The following is a 17,242-nucleotide window of genomic DNA, read 5'->3' as shown; positions in this document are numbered from 1 at the left end:
AAAAGCCAGGCCATTTAAAAACAAAACCGGCGCCATGGCTTACACCGGTTGGCGCCAGAATTTTTCTGTCACAAACAACTGGCAGGCTACAGCGCCTGTTCGTTGGCTTCTCCGGTACGGATACGGATGGCCTGCTCAACCGGCAGCACAAAAATTTTACCGTCACCAATTTTGCCTGTCTGTGCCACATTCATGATGGCGTCCACACAGCGCTCCACATCGGCGTCAGCCACCACCACTTCAATTTTCAGTTTAGGTAAAAAATCCACCACATATTCCGCACCACGGTACAGCTCGGTATGCCCTTTCTGGCGGCCATAGCCCTTGACTTCGGTTACCGTCAAACCGCCAACGCCCGCTTCGGTCAATGCCTCGCGCACGTCCTCGATCTTGAATGGTTTAATGATTGCCATAATCAGCTTCAATGCAATATCTCCTCTATTTTCAGGCACGGAACTTGGAGGTAATAGGATAACGCCAATCGCGACCAAATGCACGATGGGTCAACCGAATCCCGACTGGAGCCTGGCGCCGCTTGTATTCGTTAAACTTGATCAAACGCGTGACCTTATCCACGTCAGAGCGCTCAAACCCTGCTGCCACAATGTCTTCAATGCCCTGGTCTTCCTCAACATAACGCTCGATGATCTGATCAAGCACATCGTAAGGTGGCAGGCTGTCCTGGTCGGTCTGGTCCGGCCGCAACTCGGCGCTTGGCGCGCGCGTGATGATGCGCTCGGGAATCGGCTCCTTGCCATGCCCGTAGGGATCGTTTTCATTGCGCCAGCGGGCCAGCCGGTAAACGCGCGTTTTCACCAGATCCTTGATCACGGCAAAGCCACCTGCCATATCGCCATACAGCGTGCAATAGCCGGTGGCCAGTTCACTTTTATTGCCGGTGGTCAACACCAGTGCGCCGGTTTTATTGGAAATGGCCATCAACAGCGTACCGCGTACCCGTGCCTGAATATTTTCTTCCGTCGTATCTTCGCCGGCAGGTTCCGGCATCCCCTGAAATACCGGGGCCAGTGCCGAGCGAAAAGCATTGAACGTATCCAGAATAGAAACTTCGTCATAGCGCACATTCAGCCGCTGCGCCATGTCGCGTGCATCCAGCAAGGAAATATCGGCGGTATAGGGCGAAGGCATCATCACGGTGCTGACATGTTCAGCACCCAGCGCATCCACGGCAATGGCCAGCACCAGTGCCGAATCAATACCGCCAGACAGTCCCAGCACTGCATTACGGAAACCGTTTTTGACAAAATAATCTTTCAGCCCCAGCACCAGCGCACGCCACAGCGATTCATCTTCACTCAGCAGCGGGTGGATTTGTCCTTGCAACACACCGCCCTGCCCGGCATCCACCAGCATCAGCTCAGGCTCCAGTTGTGTTGCACGTGCAGCCAGCTCTCCGCCTGCATTCACGGCAAACGAGCCGCCATCAAAAACCAGTTCATCCTGCCCGCCAAACAGGTTGGCATAAATAATGGATGCGCCTGTTTTTCTTGCCAGATCAGCCAGGCGCTGCTCACGCTCTGCCTGTTTACTGGCATGATAAGGTGATGCATTAGGCACCAGCAGCACCTCTGCACCCGCCTTGCACGCCTGCAAAGCCGCGTCATCAAACCAGATATCCTCACAGATCAGCACCCCATAACGCACGCCCTGCACTTCAAACACCACCGGATTGTTACCGGGCACAAAATAACGACGCTCATCAAACACCTGGTAATTGGGCAGCATGTGTTTGGCATACGTTGCCAGCACCTGCCCGGCATGAATCACCGAGGCTGCATTATGACGGTACTGCACCGCAAATGACCGGGTACGCTCGCCTGAACCGACAGGATGCCCCAGCACCAGATAAAAATCCGGCAACGCTGCCAGTTCCTGCGCAATACGCACCAGAGCCGCATCGCAGGCCTGCATGAAGGCCGGGCGCAGCAGCAAATCTTCCGGGATATAACCGCATATGGCCAGTTCCGGCGTTACCAGTATGCGTGCCCCGGCTGCATAAGCATCCCTGGCAGACTGAACAATCTGGCGGATATTCCCTTCAAAGTCACCCACAACCGGGTTGCACTGGGCTACAGCTATTTTCATGGATCAGGCTGGCTTTAAACAAAAAATGACAAGGTTCGATTATGTCACGCCTGCACAGTACCTGTGGCATGTGCAGTTTTCTTTTTATCCAGCAGAACTATGCAGCCGGATTATTCATGCTGCAAAACAGCAAACACAGTTATTAGGGCGCGTTAACACACTTTCAGTACAAAACAGGCCAAGAAAGCGTATAATATATAAGTTAACCTGGCTGGCAAGTTTGTGTTTTGACCATACCTGCCTGAACCAGCGCTTCAAGCCCCATTGCTGCCGGAATGGGGCAGGCGACCAGCGAAGAAACTTTCCCCCTATTGCATAATTCTCTTCGCTTACCCAAGATGCTCGTGACGCCAATCACATCCATCTGCAAGAAGTACAACAGACATCAGCGCTTTGCAAACGTTGCTACTGTGTGCAAATGAACACATGCTGTCAAACGCAGCGTGCCGTGACATGGCAGTGTCCGCTCCTGGCGCGATACCGCAAAATCGCGCGAGTGTGCTGAATCTGCCTTTTGTATGCTTTTCAGTTGACCAAAAAAACTGATGCCACAAGAGGACAGAACAGTCTGAATAACGCCGATGTGCTAACCGCACATCAACAAGGACAAGGAATTTTTATGGCAAAAGAAGAACTCATTGAAATGCAGGGCATTGTCGACGAAGTGCTGCCGGACTCCCGTTACCGCGTGACGCTGGAAAACGGCCATGCACTGGTGGCATACACCTCAGGCAAAATGCGCAAGAACCACATCCGCATTTTGGCTGGTGATCATGTGGCACTTGAACTCTCCCCTTACGACCTGGAAAAAGGCCGCATCACCTTCCGTTACCTGGACCGTTCGGGCTCTGCCCCATCATCGAATCCGCAATACGCGCGCAGACGCTGATCTAAGCACAACATACTGTGCCTATAAAAAAAGAGGATGATATTCATCCTCTTTTTTATGTCCGTGCCGCATCAGAACCGGCTGGCCCGCCTTTGCAGCAACTTCAATTGCAGGTGACCTGCTCTACCACAAAATCGTCATTCACCAGCACATTGACGCGTTCTGCGTTGAATTCCAGCGTCACCGCCTGGTTCGGCTGCAAAATCCGTACATAGCGGGCACCTGTTTTCTGGCGCAACTGCTCCAGCAGGTCGGTGGAAGCCACCTTTCCAATCGCAAACTGAATATGCTCAGCCTCGCAGGATGCCTGCGGCCCTTGCGGCGATGGCAACAGCACCACGGGTTCTTCACCGTTTTGCTGCGCCGCCGCAGGCGGCTGAGGGCTGGCAGGCGCTGATGAAGAAGGTCCATCCATCAGCACGCACCCACTCAATACCAGAGCCGCAGCAATCAGTGTTAACGGTTTCAACATGGTGTACACCTTTCTCCATCAAAACATCACATCGCCATGCCCGTGTGCCTTGGCATCGGGGTCAGGCATGGCCTATTGCATCCTTGGCAATAGCGACAAAACCTGCTTATTTTTTAGCAGCCTGTACCGCCTGGTTAATGGCCTTCTTGGCAGCATCAGCACCTTCCCAGCCAGTCACTTTCACCCATTTGCCAGGTTCCAGATCTTTGTAGTGCTCAAAGAAATGTTTTACCTGCTGCAACAGCAGTTCACTCATGTCTTCCAGTTTCTGGATATGCTTGAAATGCGGCAGAATTTTTTCTGTGGGCAATGCAATCAGCTTGGTATCTACGCCGGCTTCGTCTTCCATGTTCAGCAGGCCAATCACGCGGCACGGCACCACCACCCCTGGAGGCAGTGGGAACGGTGTATACACCAGCACGTCCAGCGGGTCACCATCATCGCCCAGCGTTTGCGGAATATAGCCATAATTCAGCGGATAGCTCATCGAGGTACCCATGAAACGGTCAACAAACAGCGCACCGGTTTTTTTATCAACTTCATACTTCACCGGATCTGAATTGGCCGAAATTTCAATCACCACATTAAACGCTTCCGGCGCCTTATCGCCGGTGGGCACATCTTTCAAACTCATTGGTTGACTCCTTTTATAAAATGAATCTATTGTACGTTCTGAACAAAACCCGTTGACTTCAAAGCAGGTTTTAACAAACAACGGCTATCGACAGCCATCATGCACCGGCAATTTTCATGCGCTCAATCAGCACCGATCCGGCCGTTTTAGAGCCATAGGTGTAAGCATCAGCACCAATAGCCACAATGCTTTGGAACATTTCCTTCAGATTGCCGGCAATGGTAATTTCCTGCACCGGGTAGGCAATCTTGCCATTTTCAACCCAGTAACCGGCCGCGCCACGCGAGTAATCTCCCGTCACATAATTGATGCCCTGCCCGATCAGCTCGGTCACAAACAGGCCGCGGTGTAGCTTGCGCAACATGGCGTTCAGATCATCCTGTGCATTGGTCAGGCTGCTGGCAAAACGCAGATTGTGCGAACCACCGGCATTGCCGGTTGTCTGCATGCCCAGCTTGCGTGCGGAATACGTTCCCAGAAAATAACCATGCAGCACGCCCTGATCAACCACCCGTCTGGCACGCGTTGCCACACCTTCGCTGTCAAAAGGCGAACTCCCCCGGCCTTTGGGGATATAAGGATTTTCATCAATGAAAACATGCGGAGCAAACACCTGCTGCCCCAAAGTGTCCAGCAGAAAACTGGTACGCCGGTACAGCGCCCCGCCGCTGACCGCCTGCACAAACGATCCCAGCAGGCCAGCAGCCAGCGGCGACTCAAACAGCACCGGGCATTCACAGGTCGGAATCTGGCGCGCATTCAACCGTGCCAGCGCCCGCTCGGCTGCATAGCGGCCAATGGTTTCCGGCGCAGCCAGTTCAGTGGCATCGCGCATTGAGCTGTACCAGTAGTCGCGCTGCATCTGACTACCTTTGCCGGCGATCGGCGCCACAGAAATAGAATGGCGGCTGGCGGCATAGCCACCGCGAAAACCACGCGTATTGGCCATCCAGAAATGCGACTGCTGCGCCGAAACGCTGGCACCTTCTGAATTGGTAATGCGCTTGGACGTGGCAAAAGCCGCTGTTTCGGCGCTGATGGCAAGCGCAGCCGCGTCATCGGTGCCAATGGACCATGGATAGTACAGATCCAGATCAGGCACATCGTGCGCCAGTTCATGTGCGTCAGGCAGCCCGGCGAACGGGTCTGCGGCGGTAAAACGGGCAATATCGTAAGCAGCTTCAACTGTGCTGCGCAGCGCGGCCATGGAGAAATCAGAGGTACTGGCACTGCCGCTGCTTTGTCCGACATAGACCGATATCCCCAGCGACTTGTCGCGGTTTCGCTCTACGTTTTCCACATCCCCGCAGCGTACGGATACACTTAAGCCCACGCCCTCAGAAGCTTCAGCCACGGCATCGCTGGCACCCAGCTTTCGGGCATAATCAAGCGCTTGCTGTGTCACCTCGGCAAATTGTTCGGGACGATAGGCAAATAAATCAGAATGTGTTTTATCTTTCATAACGGGAGCTATCATACTGGTTTGCGCGTTTTCATAGGGATGTCCCCTTTATACCATCGGGCATAGACCCTTACTTGAAGCATGACACCATGACAGAAGCAGAAGATTTTGACGCATCAGAGGATTTGCCTCCCAGCAAAAGTGAGCTTAAACGCCAGATGCATGAGTTGCAGGACCTGGGCGCGGCCATTGTCACACTGTCCAAAGAGCGCATCAAAGCACTGGACCTGCCGGAAAAACTGCTGGATGCGTTAAAACAGTGGCAAACCATCAGCGCTCACGGAGGACGCCGCAGACAACTGCAATACATTGGCAAACTGATGCGCTCGGTCGACCCGGAGCCGATCCGCCGCGCGCTGGATGAGCAACACCGTGGCTCAGCCGAACAAACGCTGCAACTGCACCGGCTGGAAACACTGCGTCAGACGCTGCTGGATGAGGGCGACAATGGACAGCAGGCGCTGACCGACTGGACGCGCCAGCATCCGCAAGCCGACATACAACAACTGCGCAGCCTGATCCGCGCGGCCCGCAAAGACGCGGCAGCCTCACCGGAACAGCGTTCCGGGCGTGCTTACAGAGAGCTCTTCCAGTTTCTCAAGGAACATGAACAATGACGTCCGCTTTCCCTGAAAATCTGGAGTCCGTCAAAATCGGGCTGCTTTCCGTCAGCGACCGTGCCTCCAGTGGCGTTTATGAAGACAAAGGGCTGCCCGCGCTGCGCGAATGGCTGGGCAAAGCCATTCGCAACCCGATCCATTACGCCGAAAAACTCATTGCCGATGAGCAGGCAACCATCAGCTCGGCATTGATCTCCCTGGCAGATACAGAGCAGTGTCATCTGATATTCACCACCGGCGGCACCGGCCCCGCGCTACGCGATGTCACGCCCGAAGCCACGCTGGCTGTGGCCGACAGAGTGATGCCGGGGTTTGGAGAGCAAATGCGCCAGATCAGCCTGAACTTTGTCCCCACCGCGATCCTGTCGCGCCAGGTTGCAGTCGTCCGCAAACAGACGCTGATCGTCAACCTGCCGGGCCAGCCCAAATCGATTGCCGAGACATTGGGCGGCCTGTCGGCCAGCCAGACCAGTGCCGCAGTTCACGGCATATTTGCAGCCATTCCCTATTGCATCGACCTGATCGGTGGGCCTTACATTGTGACCGATGACAGCTTCTGCGCGGCATTCCGGCCCAAATCGGCCCGACGCCACTGACATATCTTCACACCCTACACTTACCATTTCATCAAGGAGATCAACCGTGCCTCAAGTGATTGTTGAATATTCAAACAACCTCGTCAGCCACAAAGCATTTGAACCTGCAAAGCTGGTCAAGGCCATCAATCAGGTTCTGCTGGAAAGCAAGGTATTTCAGGAAAACGACATTAAAACCCTGGCGCATGGCAACGACGTGTTTGCTGTAGGCGGCCCCCACGCCAACGACAAGGCAGAACAGGCCTTCATATTCTGCAAAGTGTATATTCTTGCGGGGCGCTCCGCCGAAATCAAACAGCAGCTCAAACAAGCCACCATGCAGGTCCTCAGAGAACAGGTGAAGCCTGTTGCCGGACTTGAAATTCAGGCTTCTGCTGACATCAACGACATGGAACGTGATCTGTTCATGAAAGAGACTTTTTAAGCCGCCTTTCTTCATCATTTCTCATGACAACAGGGCCTGCACATCAGGCCCTGTTTTATCTGATGCACAGGCCGTATTTCAAACATCAAAACAGCCCTCAGCATAGTCTTCTATCAGATATAAAACAACACATTCAATCACTTACGTATGGCTTAATTGAAACGCCTCTTCCCACCAAACGGTCAAGCCATTTGCGTTACATCAGACAGTTTCGAAATACCCTCCAGCCCTCCCAAAAAGTGAATCCACCTGTGCCAGAATTTCCTCTGTCACATCACACTTTTTATCAGGGAGCATACTATGCCGGTCTCAAACAATGCGGCTAAGGGCCTGATCACGGTCCTGGTCGGAGTCGTCCTGTGGTGCCTGCCGTGGTTCATCACCTTACCGGAAGCCATTACGCCACAAGCATGGCACCTGTTTTCACTCACCGTTGCCATTATCGTGGGGTTCATTCTCAGCCCCATGCCAATTGGCGCTATCGCGTTTATCGGTATCAGCATCATTGCGCTGACCAATACACTGACTGTTAAAGACGTTGTCGCCGGGTTTGGCGATGCCACCATGTGGCTGATTGTTTCGGCCTTTATCTTTTCGCGCGCATTCCTGAAAACAGGGCTGGGCCAGCGTATTGCCTACCTATTCCTGCGTGCACTGGGTACCAGTACACTCAAGGTTGGCTACGCGCTGGTGCTCAGTGACCTCGTGCTGGCACCTCTGACACCTTCCAGCGGTGCTCGTGCAGGCGCCATCATGTACCCGATCGTACGGGGTGTCAGTACCGCTCTGGGCTCTGAACCTGACAACAACCCGCGCCGTGCAGGTGCCTACCTGATCCAGTGCGTTTACCAATGTGAAGCCATTCTGTGTGCCACATTCATGACCGCCATGGCCGGTAACGCCGCCATTGTCAGAATTGCCAATGATGCCGGTATCAACATCACATGGGGTGGCTGGCTGCTGGCCTCATGCGTTCCGGCAGCACTGTGCCTGCTGTTATACCCCTGGCTGGTGTACAAGCTGTTTCCACCTGAAATCAAAAAGACACCTGAAGCCAAAGCCCTGGCAGTTCAAAAACTGCAGGAAATGGGCCCGATGAGCAAGCATGAAATCATTCTGGCATGCACGTTCGCTGTGGCATTGTTCCTGTGGTGTACATCGGACTTTTCATTCAACAAATTCAACGCAACCGCTGTCGCCATGTCTGCGGTTTCGTTCCTGCTGCTGACAAAAGTCATTGAATGGAAAGACATGCTCAATGAAACCGGCGCCTGGGATACCCTGATCTGGATGGGCGCGCTGATCGCACTGGCCGGGCAGCTCTCCAAGCTCGGCTTCATCGGCTGGTTTGCCGCGTCTGCCAGCGGCTGGATCTCTGCCATTGGTGTGGCAGGCTTTGCCGCACTGGTCGTGCTGATCATTCTGTACATGTACTCGCACTACGGATTTGCCAGCATGACCGCGCACATCGCAGCCATGTATGCCGCATTCCTGGGCGTTGCGATTGCCGCCGGAGCCCCACCGATGGTCTCCGCACTGGCACTGGGCTTTGTTGCCAACCTGTGTTTGCCGATCACCCATTACAGCGGTACGGCCAGCCCGATTTTTTATGGCGCCGGGTTTGTGCCTTTAGGGCCATGGTGGAAGATGGGATTCATTTTCTCCATCATCAGTCTGGTGATCTGGCTGGGCGTGGGCTCGGCATGGTGGAAAGTGATCGGCCTGTGGTAAAGCGCTAGCCTTTTGCATTTCCCAAACAAAAATGCCTGGAGAAATCCAGGCATTTTCACTGCATGCGTCAGACAGATTAAGCTTCTTTGGCAGGAATACGAATTTTCTGGCCCGGGAAAATCTTGTCCGGATCCTGAATCACTTCCTTGTTGGCAGCAAAAATTTTCGGATAATCATTGGCATTGCCATAAAACTGCTTGGCAATTTTGGAGAGGGTATCGCCCTTTTGAATGATGTAATAGTCCACTTTGGGCTCGGCAGCAGCCTGGGCAGCAGAAGCAATGATCAGCTTCTTGGCTTCCACTTCCTGCACGCCCTCAACATTGCCTGCAATCAGGACTGCTTTTTGAAAAGCAACAAAGTCAGGGCAGTCGCCTGCCAGGCTGCACTTCTGGCCCTGCACGGTGACCGTCAGGTTTTTAATCCCTAAATGGGCGGCATCCAATTCTTTTTGGATTTTGGCGGCAGCTTCTTCAGGTTTGGCATCGGAGCCAAACAGTTTTTTCCCGATATTGGATGCAAAATCAAATAACCCCATGGCATTCTCCTTTTCGATTAAATAGACTTGCTGAAAGCCAGACGGGTCATGTTAGCACACTCGTTATCGCCTTAAATCGGTGAAAAACCATGAGAGGCACGTTTTTATAGACAAAAAGTCACTTAACCTGCATTTATTTTTTTGCGACCGCCCCTCACAGGCTCTGGATTTATATCTCAAAAACCCGGGTATGTCTCAAAATATTGAACGCAATAATGGCCAATGCGCTGCAAATCCCTACCAGCATCACCCAAGGCCCAACACCTTTGGAACGGATGCTGTAGCCAAATAAGAGCAATGCACAACTGAGAACCAGCAACAACAGCGAAATATAATCGTGTTCATTTGTAAATGACATAGTTGCACACTTAACATTTCTGAAGGCAACATGCTGTAAAGAACCACTGCCTCCTTCTGTGTGGTAACAACCGGCCATACCGGCTTCTTTTACAGCGACTCTTTCAGGCAACCGGTCCGGCCCTTTATTCTTTGCTGAACCTCAACCTGATCACCTTCATTTCAGTTTATATCTGAACCCGCAGGTTGACAAGAAAACAACCCTATATTTATTTCATTTGAAACAATTATTTATAAAAATATAGGAATTTGTGGTATGAATGTTGATGTGCATCACAAATCCGGGTTTGTGCGTTTATACTTAGGACCCATTATCTTTTGCAGCGCAAAGCATCAGGTTGAAAATGCGGCTGGCAGGGGATAACCAATGCCTTTAGGCATATTTCTGCTGCAGATGCTTTAATGCACCTGACACTTTTTGCTTGACCCACAACCAGGAGATCTTCAGAGATGAAAATGATGACCCAGCGCCTCTCTCGTGTTGTAACTCTGATGATTGGCAGCGTCGGCCTGACGTGTGCCATGCTGGCAACAGCCCCCGCACAAGCCGAGGAAGAAAAAGTCCTCAACATTTACAACTGGTCAGATTACATTGCCCCGGACACCATCGCCAACTTTGAACGCGAAACCGGCATCAGAGTCCGCTATGACACGTTTGACAGCAACGAAACGCTGCACACCAAGCTGGTTGCTGGCCGTACCGGCTATGACATCGTGGTGCCAGGCTCCCATTTTGCCAAGCTTCAGATTGAAGCCGGCCTGTTTTTGCCTCTGGACCCTGCAAAAATTCCGAATCTGAGAAACCTGGACCCTGCCATTCAGGCACAGCTTGCCACCGTTGACCCGGGCAACAAGCACCTGGTTGACTGGATGTGGGGTTATACCACCGTAGGGATCAACGTCGACCAGGTCAAAGCCGCCCTGGGTGACATGCCCATGCCGGAAAATGCCTGGGATCTGGTATTCAAGCCCGAATATTCCGGCAAACTGCGCAGTTGTGGCATTGCCATGCTGGATACGGCTTCAGAAATCATCCCCATTGCGTTGCGTTATGTTGGCAAAGACCCCTACAGCGCCAACGCGGCAGATTATGAAGCCGCAGCAACCATGCTGCGCACCATTCGCCCCAACGTTTCACGCTTCGTTGGTTCGGGCTCTGACTACATTGACCAGTTGGCCACCGGCTCGCTGTGCGTGGTGGTCGGCTGGTCTGGCGACATGATGATCTCTGCGCACAAATCCCAACAGTCCAGCAAGCCGCAGAATATTGAAGTCCTGCTGCCTGCCATGGGCGGATTGCTGTTCTTTGACACCATGGCCATCCCCAAAGATGCGCCACATCCGGAAAATGCGATGAAATGGATCAACTATATCCTTGATCCCAAGGTGCAGGCATCTTTAACCAATTCAGTGTTTTACGCCAACCCCACATCCAAGGTGTCGCTGCCGCATGTCAACCCGGAAATCGCAGCCAATAAAGCCGTTTTCCCGAGCGATGAAGCCATCGCCAACATGATTCCACCCAATGCAATGAGTCAGGCAACCCGCCGTCTGGTGACACGCACGTTCACCAACTTCAAAGCAAACCGGTAATCATTACCAATACGCATTAAAATATCGAGTTACCTATTGTGAGGGACGTACTTTCAGGCTCAGCCTGAATACGTCCCTTCATCTCTCTTTTAACAGGTTATGACGCCGCAAACTGTGTTGTCTTGACGGAGTGTGTATTCAATGAATCCTTTTCACCTTGCAGATAGCCAGAAAACAGACCCGGCGCCTATAACCGCCCCGTATTCTTGCCAACTTTCTCACGCAGGTATTGCCCAATGAGTGAAAAAACCGTTACGGCCAGCGATGAAGCGTTTCTCAGAATTGACGCCATCGTTAAAACTTACGATGACTTTACCGCCGTCGACCGTGTCAGCCTGGATGTTGCCCGGGGAGAAATTTTTGCCCTCCTGGGCCCATCAGGCTGCGGTAAAAGTACACTGCTGCGCATGCTTGCCGGGTTTGAAACCCCGACCTCAGGGCGCATTCTGCTCAACGGCAAAGACCTGACCGATGAACCGCCCTACCGGCGCCCGGTTAACATGATGTTTCAGTCCTACGCGCTGTTTCCGCATCTGAGCGTTTGGGACAATATTGCTTTTGGCCTGAAACGTGACAAGCTCCCCAAGGCCCAGGTCAATGAACGTGTGGACGACATGCTGCGCCTGACCCAGCTCACCAAATACGCCAAACGCAAACCGCATCAGCTCTCCGGCGGCCAACAGCAACGCGTTGCACTGGCCCGCTCTCTGGCCAAACGGCCTCAACTGCTGCTGCTGGATGAGCCACTGGGCGCACTGGATAAAAAACTGCGTGAAGCCACACAGATTGAGCTGGTCAACATCATTGAGCAGGTCGGCGTGACCTGCGTCATGGTCACACACGACCAGGAAGAAGCCATGACCATGGCCTCCCGCATTGCCGTCATGAGCGAAGGCAGCTTCCTGCAGGTTGGCACACCGGCTGACATTTATGAAACCCCGACAACCCGCTTTGTTGCCAACTTCGTGGGCAGCGTCAACATGATGCCCGGCACCATTCTGGAAGATAAAGCCGACCATGTGACCATTGAATGCGCCGACTGTATACAGTACGTCGGGCATGGTGTCACAGGCTACGAAGGCATGGAAGTCACCGTAGCGATCCGGCCGGAAAAAATTGACCTGAGCTTTGAGCAGCCAGAGGGACAAGGCAATATGGTGCAGGGCGAAGTGGCGGAGCTTTCCTACTTTGGCAGCTTCACCATGTACCATATCCGCCTGGGCAGCGGCACCATGATCAAAGTGCACATTGAAAACGACGAACGGGGCCATGCCAATGCGCCCACCTGGGGTGACAAAGTCTGGGCATACTGGCCCGATACCTCCCAGGTTGTGCTCACACAATAACGCAAAGCAAGGTTAAAGGCATAGACATGACAACCCGTGCTATTCGTTTGATGCAGCGCCAGTGGAAAAAACTCCGGCGTGGCCGCACCGCCGTTATCGGTATCCCCTACACCTGGTTACTGATATTTTTCCTGTTGCCATTTCTCATTGTGCTGGCAATGAGCTTTCGCGTGGTCATGCCTGACGGCATCACGCTCTCCAACTTGTTTAATCTGAGTGACGGAGAAACCGCAAATTTCACACTGAAATTAAGCAACTACTGGCGCCTGTTCACCGAGCGGTATTACTGGGAAACCTACGTCTATTCCGTCATCTATGCCGCTGTGACCACCGCCATTTGCCTGTTCATCGGATACCCGTTCGCCTACTTTATGGCACGGGCGCCCAAAACCATTCAGCCCCTTTTGCTTATGGCGGTGATGGTTCCGTTCTGGACCAGCTTTCTGCTGCGTGTTTACGCCTGGAAAGGACTGCTGGACGCCAACTCCGGCTGGGTCGGCATGCTGATCCACTCGCTCGGGCTTGACAACCTGCTCGTCCACATGGGCCTGATCAGCAACCCCGGACAGTACCTGTACACGTCCCTGTCTTTGTTGCTGGGGATGACCTACACCTACCTGCCCTTCATGATTTTGCCGCTGTATGGCACCCTCTCCAAAATGGACCATCGGCTGCTGGAAGCCGCACAGGATCTGGGCGCCACACCCTGGCAGACATTCTGGAAAATTACTGTTCCGCTCTCCGTCACCGGGGTTGTCGCCGGATCGATGCTGGTATTCATCCCATGCATTGGTGAATACGTCATTCCCAAACTGCTTGGCGACCCCAGCATACTGACTGTGGGACAAACGCTGTATGACGAATTCTCCAGCAATAACGACTGGCCAATGGCCTCTTCGCTGGCTGTGGTCATGATCATGATCATCATTGTACCCATGGCGCTCTTCAACAACGCCATGGCGAAGGAGGAAAAGCGATGAAATCCTCTGCTACTGGCCGCTGGACTTCGCGTATCTGGCTATTCGCAGGGCTGCTGTTCTTGTACCTGCCGATCATTTCGCTGATTCTATACAGCTTCAGCGAATCCTCCATCATCAACGACTGGACACGGTTCAGCCTGAAATGGTACCGCGCCCTGTTCAACGACGAGCGCATCGGCGCCAGCCTGTGGGTATCACTCAAGGTAGCCGCCATGTCGGCCACCGGCTCTGTACTGGTAGGCACCTTGGCAGCCTATACCATTTTGCGCTACAAAAAGTTTTTAGGCCGCCGGCTTTTTCTGGGCATGGTCAATGCTCCGCTGGTCATGCCCGATGTGATCGTCGGTTTATCATTGCTGCTGCTGGTTGTCACCATGCAGAACCTGTTTTCTTTGGAAGGCAGCCGCAACATCTACACCATCTGGGTCGGGCATATGCTGGTCGGCACTGCTTACGCTACAGTGGTCATCATGGCACGCCTGCGTGAAATCAACCTTCAGTATGAAGAAGCGGCCCTTGATCTGGGCGCACGCCCGTTTCAGGTATTCCATCTGATTACACTGCCCATGATAGGCCAGTCGCTGGCCGCAGCCTGGCTGCTGACCTTTACCTTGTCGCTGGATGATGTCGTGATCGCCTCCTTCCTCTCCGGCCCGTCTGCAACCACCCTGCCGGTAGAAATATTCTCCCGGGCCCAGCGCGGGCTTGATCCAACTGTGAATGCACTGTCAACCGTTATCATCATTGTGGTCAGCGTTGCCGTCATCGCGGCCAGCTACCTCATCGCCCGCAGAGAAAAACGGGTATGGAAAGAAACATTCGGACGGTAGGACATTCAAAAAACCGACCGTAGTTATAATGATCCATAGAACTCAGCTATCGAACGTGTTATCCGGTCATGCTTTGCAAGGATAACACTTCGAACTTTTGATCAGGTTAGACATCTATAGATAAGTTAAGCTTTTCATGAGGATCAGCCGCGATGAACAAAAAAACATCTCCATCACTGCCAACTGCAGATACGGAAAACATGCACGACAGCTCGGAACCTGCCCAGTCTCAACCAGCATCCAAACCAGATCCAACTGCGCGCTGGAGCGAACGCGTCAAACAAATGACCAGTGGGTATGTACACCACCCGGCCAACGGTACTGCTACCGAAGCACAACATGCCCAGCGCTGCCCGCTCAGAGACATGGATATCCAGACCGTTGCTGACTGTGCTGAAAAATACATTGTTAAGCGCCCGCTGACATCCATGGTCATTGCGGCAACTGCCGGTGCTGTTGTCACCGCATTGTTTGCCGCCTTGATTGGCAGCAGCAAACGCAGACATTAAATCAGAGCCCGGTGGGCCATTGGTTCATTGCTTTAGGCTGCACGGCACAATAAATACAAGCGCCATAGTGGTTTGCACATATGGTGCTTGTACAGTTGCAATGCCTGCTCTATAATTTCTGACACTGCACACCGTGGGGGAGTAGCTCAGCTGGGAGAGCGCTGCGTTCGCAATGCAGAGGTCGGGAGTTCGATCCTCCTCTTCTCCACCAATCACCATTCCCAAAAGTGCTCATAGAATCTGCAGCACATTGTTTTTAAAACAAAAAGCGGTATTACCCTTCAGCACTACCCCCTTTGGGGGCACCTTGGTAGCCAAAAGTTTGTTCTGAATCTGGCTGTTGCTGTTCAATTCCTGCCTCAGATGCAAAACAGATCTGTTCACCCCCATTCAATGGATACCGCCCACTATGCTTTTGCTTTGACTGCGCCACATTTTCTCCCGGCATAATTCGTGAATGAACGCTTCAAAGCCTGATCGAACAAGCGGTAAAGGCCCGGTCACATAACTCTGCTTGTCCCCTAGAAAATAAATGATCACTCACTCAGGAGTTATCATGAAAAAGATCAAAACATTCATTGAGAACCATGACATTGCAGACAAACTCATTGTTGTACTTGGGCTCATCGGAATAGCCGCTGTGTATGGTTTGGCAGCTTTGGGGGATTAAGTTATGAAGACTCTTTTTGCTCAAAATTGTTATCGACCAGTTGCTCAAGGCTTTGAAAATAGCTTTGCTTTTGTTCCTTACCCTCGAGCTCTTCAATTTTGGAAGCAGCCCGATACAGTTTGGCGTAAATGAGCTGAAAAACAGGTTCTACTTTTTCAATCCGGTACAGCAATGGATCAGCGTTTTTTTCTTTTTTCAACAATGATGCTGTAATGATTGCTGCGGCCTGGACCAGGGGTTCTTTGAGTTTCATACGTTTCCTTCTTTATTGTTTATCAACGTACCCAAAATCATAACCACGTCATATGTCACTTTTATGACAAAAGTAGAAAATGAAATAAAGTTGAAACAATACGCGGATTAGGCCATGTTAAAAAACGGATCGGGTTAAGGGAAACTGTTTAATTGGCATGGCCTATATGGCAGAGGGAAGAATGGGCTGTCATACAACGTCACAACAAACCAGCAGCTACATCAGTCCCCAAAGGCCATAAAATCCGCGCGCCCCGTTAATAAAATACGGACACATACAGAATGTATAGGCAAAAACAAATAACCTTTTGCCTATACTCGAAAAAATCAAATATAAACAAAAGGTTATGTGGTCGGGGTGATACGATTCGAACGTACGACCCACTGCTCCCAAAGCAGACCTTGAATCGCTTAACCATGCGGGTTTGAATCAAATTTTATCTAACCATTTTGATTTTAGCCAGCACGGTTTTATGCGGGTTTCAAGAGGGGCGTTAGATGATTTTAACGATTTCTGAGCATATCAAAAACCGAAGAATTGACCACGCCCATATCTTGAATACAGGCCCGCAGCCATAATATGCAGTGTCTATGAGCAGTAAAAAAGACAACCCCACTTCGATTGATCCCGCCTCGCTGACTTTACCGATGGCGGAATCATCCGTGCAGGCTGGGTTTCCTTCACCTGCTGATGACTTTCACGTCAAACGGATTGACCTCACCGAGGAACTGATCAAACACCCCCAGGCCACTTTCCTGTTGCGGGTATCCGGGGACTCCATGAGGGATGCCGGCATTGATGACGGCGACACTCTGATTGTGGACCGGGCAATTAAACCAGCCCACGGCCAGATCGTTGTCGCTGTGATTGACGGCGATTTCACTGTGAAGTATCTCTATAAAAAGCCCGGCAAAGTCCGGCTTCGCCCTGCTAACCCCACCTACCCCGAAATCACCTTCAAGGAAGGCCAGACTGTTGAAATCTGGGGGGTCGTGACCTCGTGCATCAAGCGCTTCCAGGTTTAGCTGAAAATTTCATCAGTTTGTACTATACTGTATAAATAAACAGTATTTACCTGAGCAGTTGAGGTATGTTTGCACTTCTGGATGGGAACAATTTTTACGCCTCATGCGAACGCGTATTCCGGCCAAGTTTGCAGGGCCGTCCTATCGTCGTACTCTCCAACAATGATGGCTGCGTCATTGCCCGCTCTGAAGAAGCCAAAGCCATTG

At 52.2% G+C, this 17,242-nt stretch carries 18 protein-coding genes, 1 tRNA gene and 1 pseudogene; 13 read left to right on the top strand and 7 right to left on the bottom strand.

Annotated features, from left to right (window positions below; all coding sequences use genetic code 11):
- Positions 1 to 86: 86 nt before the first annotated feature.
- The gene (locus AACY98_RS04645; RefSeq protein WP_126978207.1) at positions 87 to 425 is read right to left on the bottom strand and encodes a P-II family nitrogen regulator; all 339 of its coding nucleotides are present in this window, start codon (positions 423 to 425) and stop codon (positions 87 to 89) included.
- Between the two features lie 19 nt (positions 426 to 444).
- Positions 445 to 2,106, bottom strand: a complete 1,662-nt coding sequence (locus AACY98_RS04640; RefSeq protein ID WP_339802176.1) for an NAD+ synthase — start codon at positions 2,104 to 2,106, stop codon at positions 445 to 447.
- A 619-nt stretch (positions 2,107 to 2,725) separates the two neighbouring features.
- Here AACY98_RS04640 and infA point away from each other — a divergent pair.
- The gene (gene infA / locus AACY98_RS04635; RefSeq protein ID WP_126978211.1) at positions 2,726 to 2,995 is read left to right on the top strand and encodes a translation initiation factor IF-1; all 270 of its coding nucleotides are present in this window, start codon (positions 2,726 to 2,728) and stop codon (positions 2,993 to 2,995) included.
- Between the two features lie 103 nt (positions 2,996 to 3,098).
- On the opposite strand, the gene AACY98_RS04630 is transcribed toward infA, so the two are convergent.
- The 3 genes from AACY98_RS04630 to pmbA form a co-directional block, all read right to left on the bottom strand.
- Positions 3,099 to 3,467 (bottom strand): I78 family peptidase inhibitor, encoded by a 369-nt coding sequence (locus tag AACY98_RS04630; RefSeq protein WP_339802173.1) that lies wholly within the window; start codon positions 3,465 to 3,467, stop codon positions 3,099 to 3,101.
- A gap of 106 nt (positions 3,468 to 3,573) precedes the next feature.
- The gene (gene ppa, locus AACY98_RS04625) at positions 3,574 to 4,101 is read right to left on the bottom strand and encodes an inorganic diphosphatase (protein ID WP_126978215.1); all 528 of its coding nucleotides are present in this window, start codon (positions 4,099 to 4,101) and stop codon (positions 3,574 to 3,576) included.
- A gap of 97 nt (positions 4,102 to 4,198) precedes the next feature.
- Complete coding sequence (gene pmbA / locus AACY98_RS04620) at positions 4,199 to 5,563, bottom strand: metalloprotease PmbA (protein ID WP_339802169.1); 1,365 nt, start codon at positions 5,561 to 5,563, stop codon at positions 4,199 to 4,201.
- Positions 5,564 to 5,652: 89 nt separating this feature from the next.
- Between pmbA and yjgA the strand changes: the two genes are divergently transcribed.
- The 4 genes from yjgA to AACY98_RS04600 all read left to right on the top strand — a co-directional run bounded on the left by yjgA (position 5,653) and on the right by AACY98_RS04600 (position 8,934).
- The gene (yjgA, locus tag AACY98_RS04615; protein ID WP_339802167.1) at positions 5,653 to 6,180 is read left to right on the top strand and encodes a ribosome biogenesis factor YjgA; all 528 of its coding nucleotides are present in this window, start codon (positions 5,653 to 5,655) and stop codon (positions 6,178 to 6,180) included.
- A complete protein-coding gene (gene mog / locus AACY98_RS04610) occupies positions 6,177 to 6,779 on the top strand; it encodes a molybdopterin adenylyltransferase (RefSeq protein WP_339802164.1) in 603 nt (200 codons plus the stop codon). Before yjgA ends, mog begins: the two co-directional genes overlap by 4 nt.
- Positions 6,780 to 6,825: 46 nt before the next feature.
- Positions 6,826 to 7,203: a 5-carboxymethyl-2-hydroxymuconate Delta-isomerase gene (locus AACY98_RS04605; RefSeq protein WP_339802161.1), complete on the top strand. Its 378-nt coding sequence runs from the start codon at positions 6,826 to 6,828 to the stop codon at positions 7,201 to 7,203.
- Positions 7,204 to 7,503: 300 nt separating this feature from the next.
- Positions 7,504 to 8,934: a DASS family sodium-coupled anion symporter gene (locus AACY98_RS04600; protein WP_339802159.1), complete on the top strand. Its 1,431-nt coding sequence runs from the start codon at positions 7,504 to 7,506 to the stop codon at positions 8,932 to 8,934.
- A gap of 76 nt (positions 8,935 to 9,010) precedes the next feature.
- Here AACY98_RS04600 and lysM read toward each other — a convergent pair whose 3' ends face one another.
- Complete coding sequence (gene lysM, locus AACY98_RS04595) at positions 9,011 to 9,472, bottom strand: peptidoglycan-binding protein LysM (protein ID WP_126978227.1); 462 nt, start codon at positions 9,470 to 9,472, stop codon at positions 9,011 to 9,013.
- Positions 9,473 to 10,279: 807 nt separating this feature from the next.
- Between lysM and AACY98_RS04590 the strand changes: the two genes are divergently transcribed.
- From AACY98_RS04590 to AACY98_RS04565, 6 genes are all read left to right on the top strand, one after another.
- Positions 10,280 to 11,422 (top strand): extracellular solute-binding protein, encoded by a 1,143-nt coding sequence (locus AACY98_RS04590; RefSeq protein ID WP_126978231.1) that lies wholly within the window; start codon positions 10,280 to 10,282, stop codon positions 11,420 to 11,422.
- A gap of 236 nt (positions 11,423 to 11,658) precedes the next feature.
- Positions 11,659 to 12,768 carry an ABC transporter ATP-binding protein gene (locus AACY98_RS04585; protein ID WP_126978233.1) on the top strand — a complete coding sequence of 370 codons (1,110 nt, stop codon included), beginning with the start codon at positions 11,659 to 11,661 and terminating at the stop codon, positions 12,766 to 12,768.
- 26 nt (positions 12,769 to 12,794) lie between these two features.
- The gene (locus AACY98_RS04580) at positions 12,795 to 13,748 is read left to right on the top strand and encodes an ABC transporter permease (RefSeq protein WP_339802154.1); all 954 of its coding nucleotides are present in this window, start codon (positions 12,795 to 12,797) and stop codon (positions 13,746 to 13,748) included.
- Positions 13,745 to 14,578: an ABC transporter permease gene (locus tag AACY98_RS04575; protein WP_126978237.1), complete on the top strand. Its 834-nt coding sequence runs from the start codon at positions 13,745 to 13,747 to the stop codon at positions 14,576 to 14,578. Before AACY98_RS04580 ends, AACY98_RS04575 begins: the two co-directional genes overlap by 4 nt.
- A gap of 152 nt (positions 14,579 to 14,730) precedes the next feature.
- Positions 14,731 to 15,087, top strand: coding sequence for a hypothetical protein (locus AACY98_RS04570; protein ID WP_126978239.1), 357 nt, complete (start codon positions 14,731 to 14,733; stop codon positions 15,085 to 15,087).
- Between the two features lie 135 nt (positions 15,088 to 15,222).
- Positions 15,223 to 15,298: transfer RNA gene (locus AACY98_RS04565), tRNA-Ala, on the top strand.
- A 460-nt stretch (positions 15,299 to 15,758) separates the two neighbouring features.
- Here the strand turns inward: AACY98_RS04565 and AACY98_RS04560 are convergent.
- Positions 15,759 to 16,010, bottom strand: coding sequence for a hypothetical protein (locus AACY98_RS04560; RefSeq protein WP_126978241.1), 252 nt, complete (start codon positions 16,008 to 16,010; stop codon positions 15,759 to 15,761).
- Positions 16,011 to 16,600: 590 nt separating this feature from the next.
- On the opposite strand from AACY98_RS04560, the gene AACY98_RS04555 reads away from it, so the two are divergent.
- Both AACY98_RS04555 and AACY98_RS04550 read left to right on the top strand, forming a co-directional pair.
- Positions 16,601 to 17,035 (top strand): LexA family protein, encoded by a 435-nt coding sequence (locus tag AACY98_RS04555; protein WP_339802146.1) that lies wholly within the window; start codon positions 16,601 to 16,603, stop codon positions 17,033 to 17,035.
- Positions 17,036 to 17,100: 65 nt separating this feature from the next.
- Positions 17,101 to 17,242: pseudogene (locus AACY98_RS04550) on the top strand (Y-family DNA polymerase); the annotation flags it as partial.

The organism is Saezia sanguinis, from assembly GCF_963921665.1.
GTDB lineage: Bacteria > Pseudomonadota > Gammaproteobacteria > Burkholderiales > Burkholderiaceae_C > Saezia > Saezia sanguinis.
This window is presented reverse-complemented; position numbering and strand designations above follow the sequence as displayed.

What these genes read in the sequence shown, in the direction of transcription:
- lysM (WP_126978227.1), bottom strand. Translation starts at nt 9,472, where the DNA reads ATGGGGTTATTTGATTTTGCATCCAATATCGGGAAAAAACTGTTTGGC.
- infA (WP_126978211.1), top strand. Translation starts at nt 2,726, where the DNA reads ATGGCAAAAGAAGAACTCATTGAAATGCAGGGCATTGTCGACGAAGTG.
- pmbA (WP_339802169.1), bottom strand. Translation starts at nt 5,563, where the DNA reads ATGAAAGATAAAACACATTCTGATTTATTTGCCTATCGTCCCGAACAA.
- AACY98_RS04630 (WP_339802173.1), bottom strand. Translation starts at nt 3,467, where the DNA reads ATGTTGAAACCGTTAACACTGATTGCTGCGGCTCTGGTATTGAGTGGG.
- AACY98_RS04555 (WP_339802146.1), top strand. Translation starts at nt 16,601, where the DNA reads ATGAGCAGTAAAAAAGACAACCCCACTTCGATTGATCCCGCCTCGCTG.
- ppa (WP_126978215.1), bottom strand. Translation starts at nt 4,101, where the DNA reads ATGAGTTTGAAAGATGTGCCCACCGGCGATAAGGCGCCGGAAGCGTTT.
- yjgA (WP_339802167.1), top strand. Translation starts at nt 5,653, where the DNA reads ATGACAGAAGCAGAAGATTTTGACGCATCAGAGGATTTGCCTCCCAGC.
- AACY98_RS04575 (WP_126978237.1), top strand. Translation starts at nt 13,745, where the DNA reads ATGAAATCCTCTGCTACTGGCCGCTGGACTTCGCGTATCTGGCTATTC.
- AACY98_RS04640 (WP_339802176.1), bottom strand. Translation starts at nt 2,106, where the DNA reads ATGAAAATAGCTGTAGCCCAGTGCAACCCGGTTGTGGGTGACTTTGAA.
- AACY98_RS04570 (WP_126978239.1), top strand. Translation starts at nt 14,731, where the DNA reads ATGAACAAAAAAACATCTCCATCACTGCCAACTGCAGATACGGAAAAC.
- mog (WP_339802164.1), top strand. Translation starts at nt 6,177, where the DNA reads ATGACGTCCGCTTTCCCTGAAAATCTGGAGTCCGTCAAAATCGGGCTG.
- AACY98_RS04585 (WP_126978233.1), top strand. Translation starts at nt 11,659, where the DNA reads ATGAGTGAAAAAACCGTTACGGCCAGCGATGAAGCGTTTCTCAGAATT.
- AACY98_RS04580 (WP_339802154.1), top strand. Translation starts at nt 12,795, where the DNA reads ATGACAACCCGTGCTATTCGTTTGATGCAGCGCCAGTGGAAAAAACTC.
- AACY98_RS04600 (WP_339802159.1), top strand. Translation starts at nt 7,504, where the DNA reads ATGCCGGTCTCAAACAATGCGGCTAAGGGCCTGATCACGGTCCTGGTC.
- AACY98_RS04560 (WP_126978241.1), bottom strand. Translation starts at nt 16,010, where the DNA reads ATGAAACTCAAAGAACCCCTGGTCCAGGCCGCAGCAATCATTACAGCA.
- AACY98_RS04590 (WP_126978231.1), top strand. Translation starts at nt 10,280, where the DNA reads ATGAAAATGATGACCCAGCGCCTCTCTCGTGTTGTAACTCTGATGATT.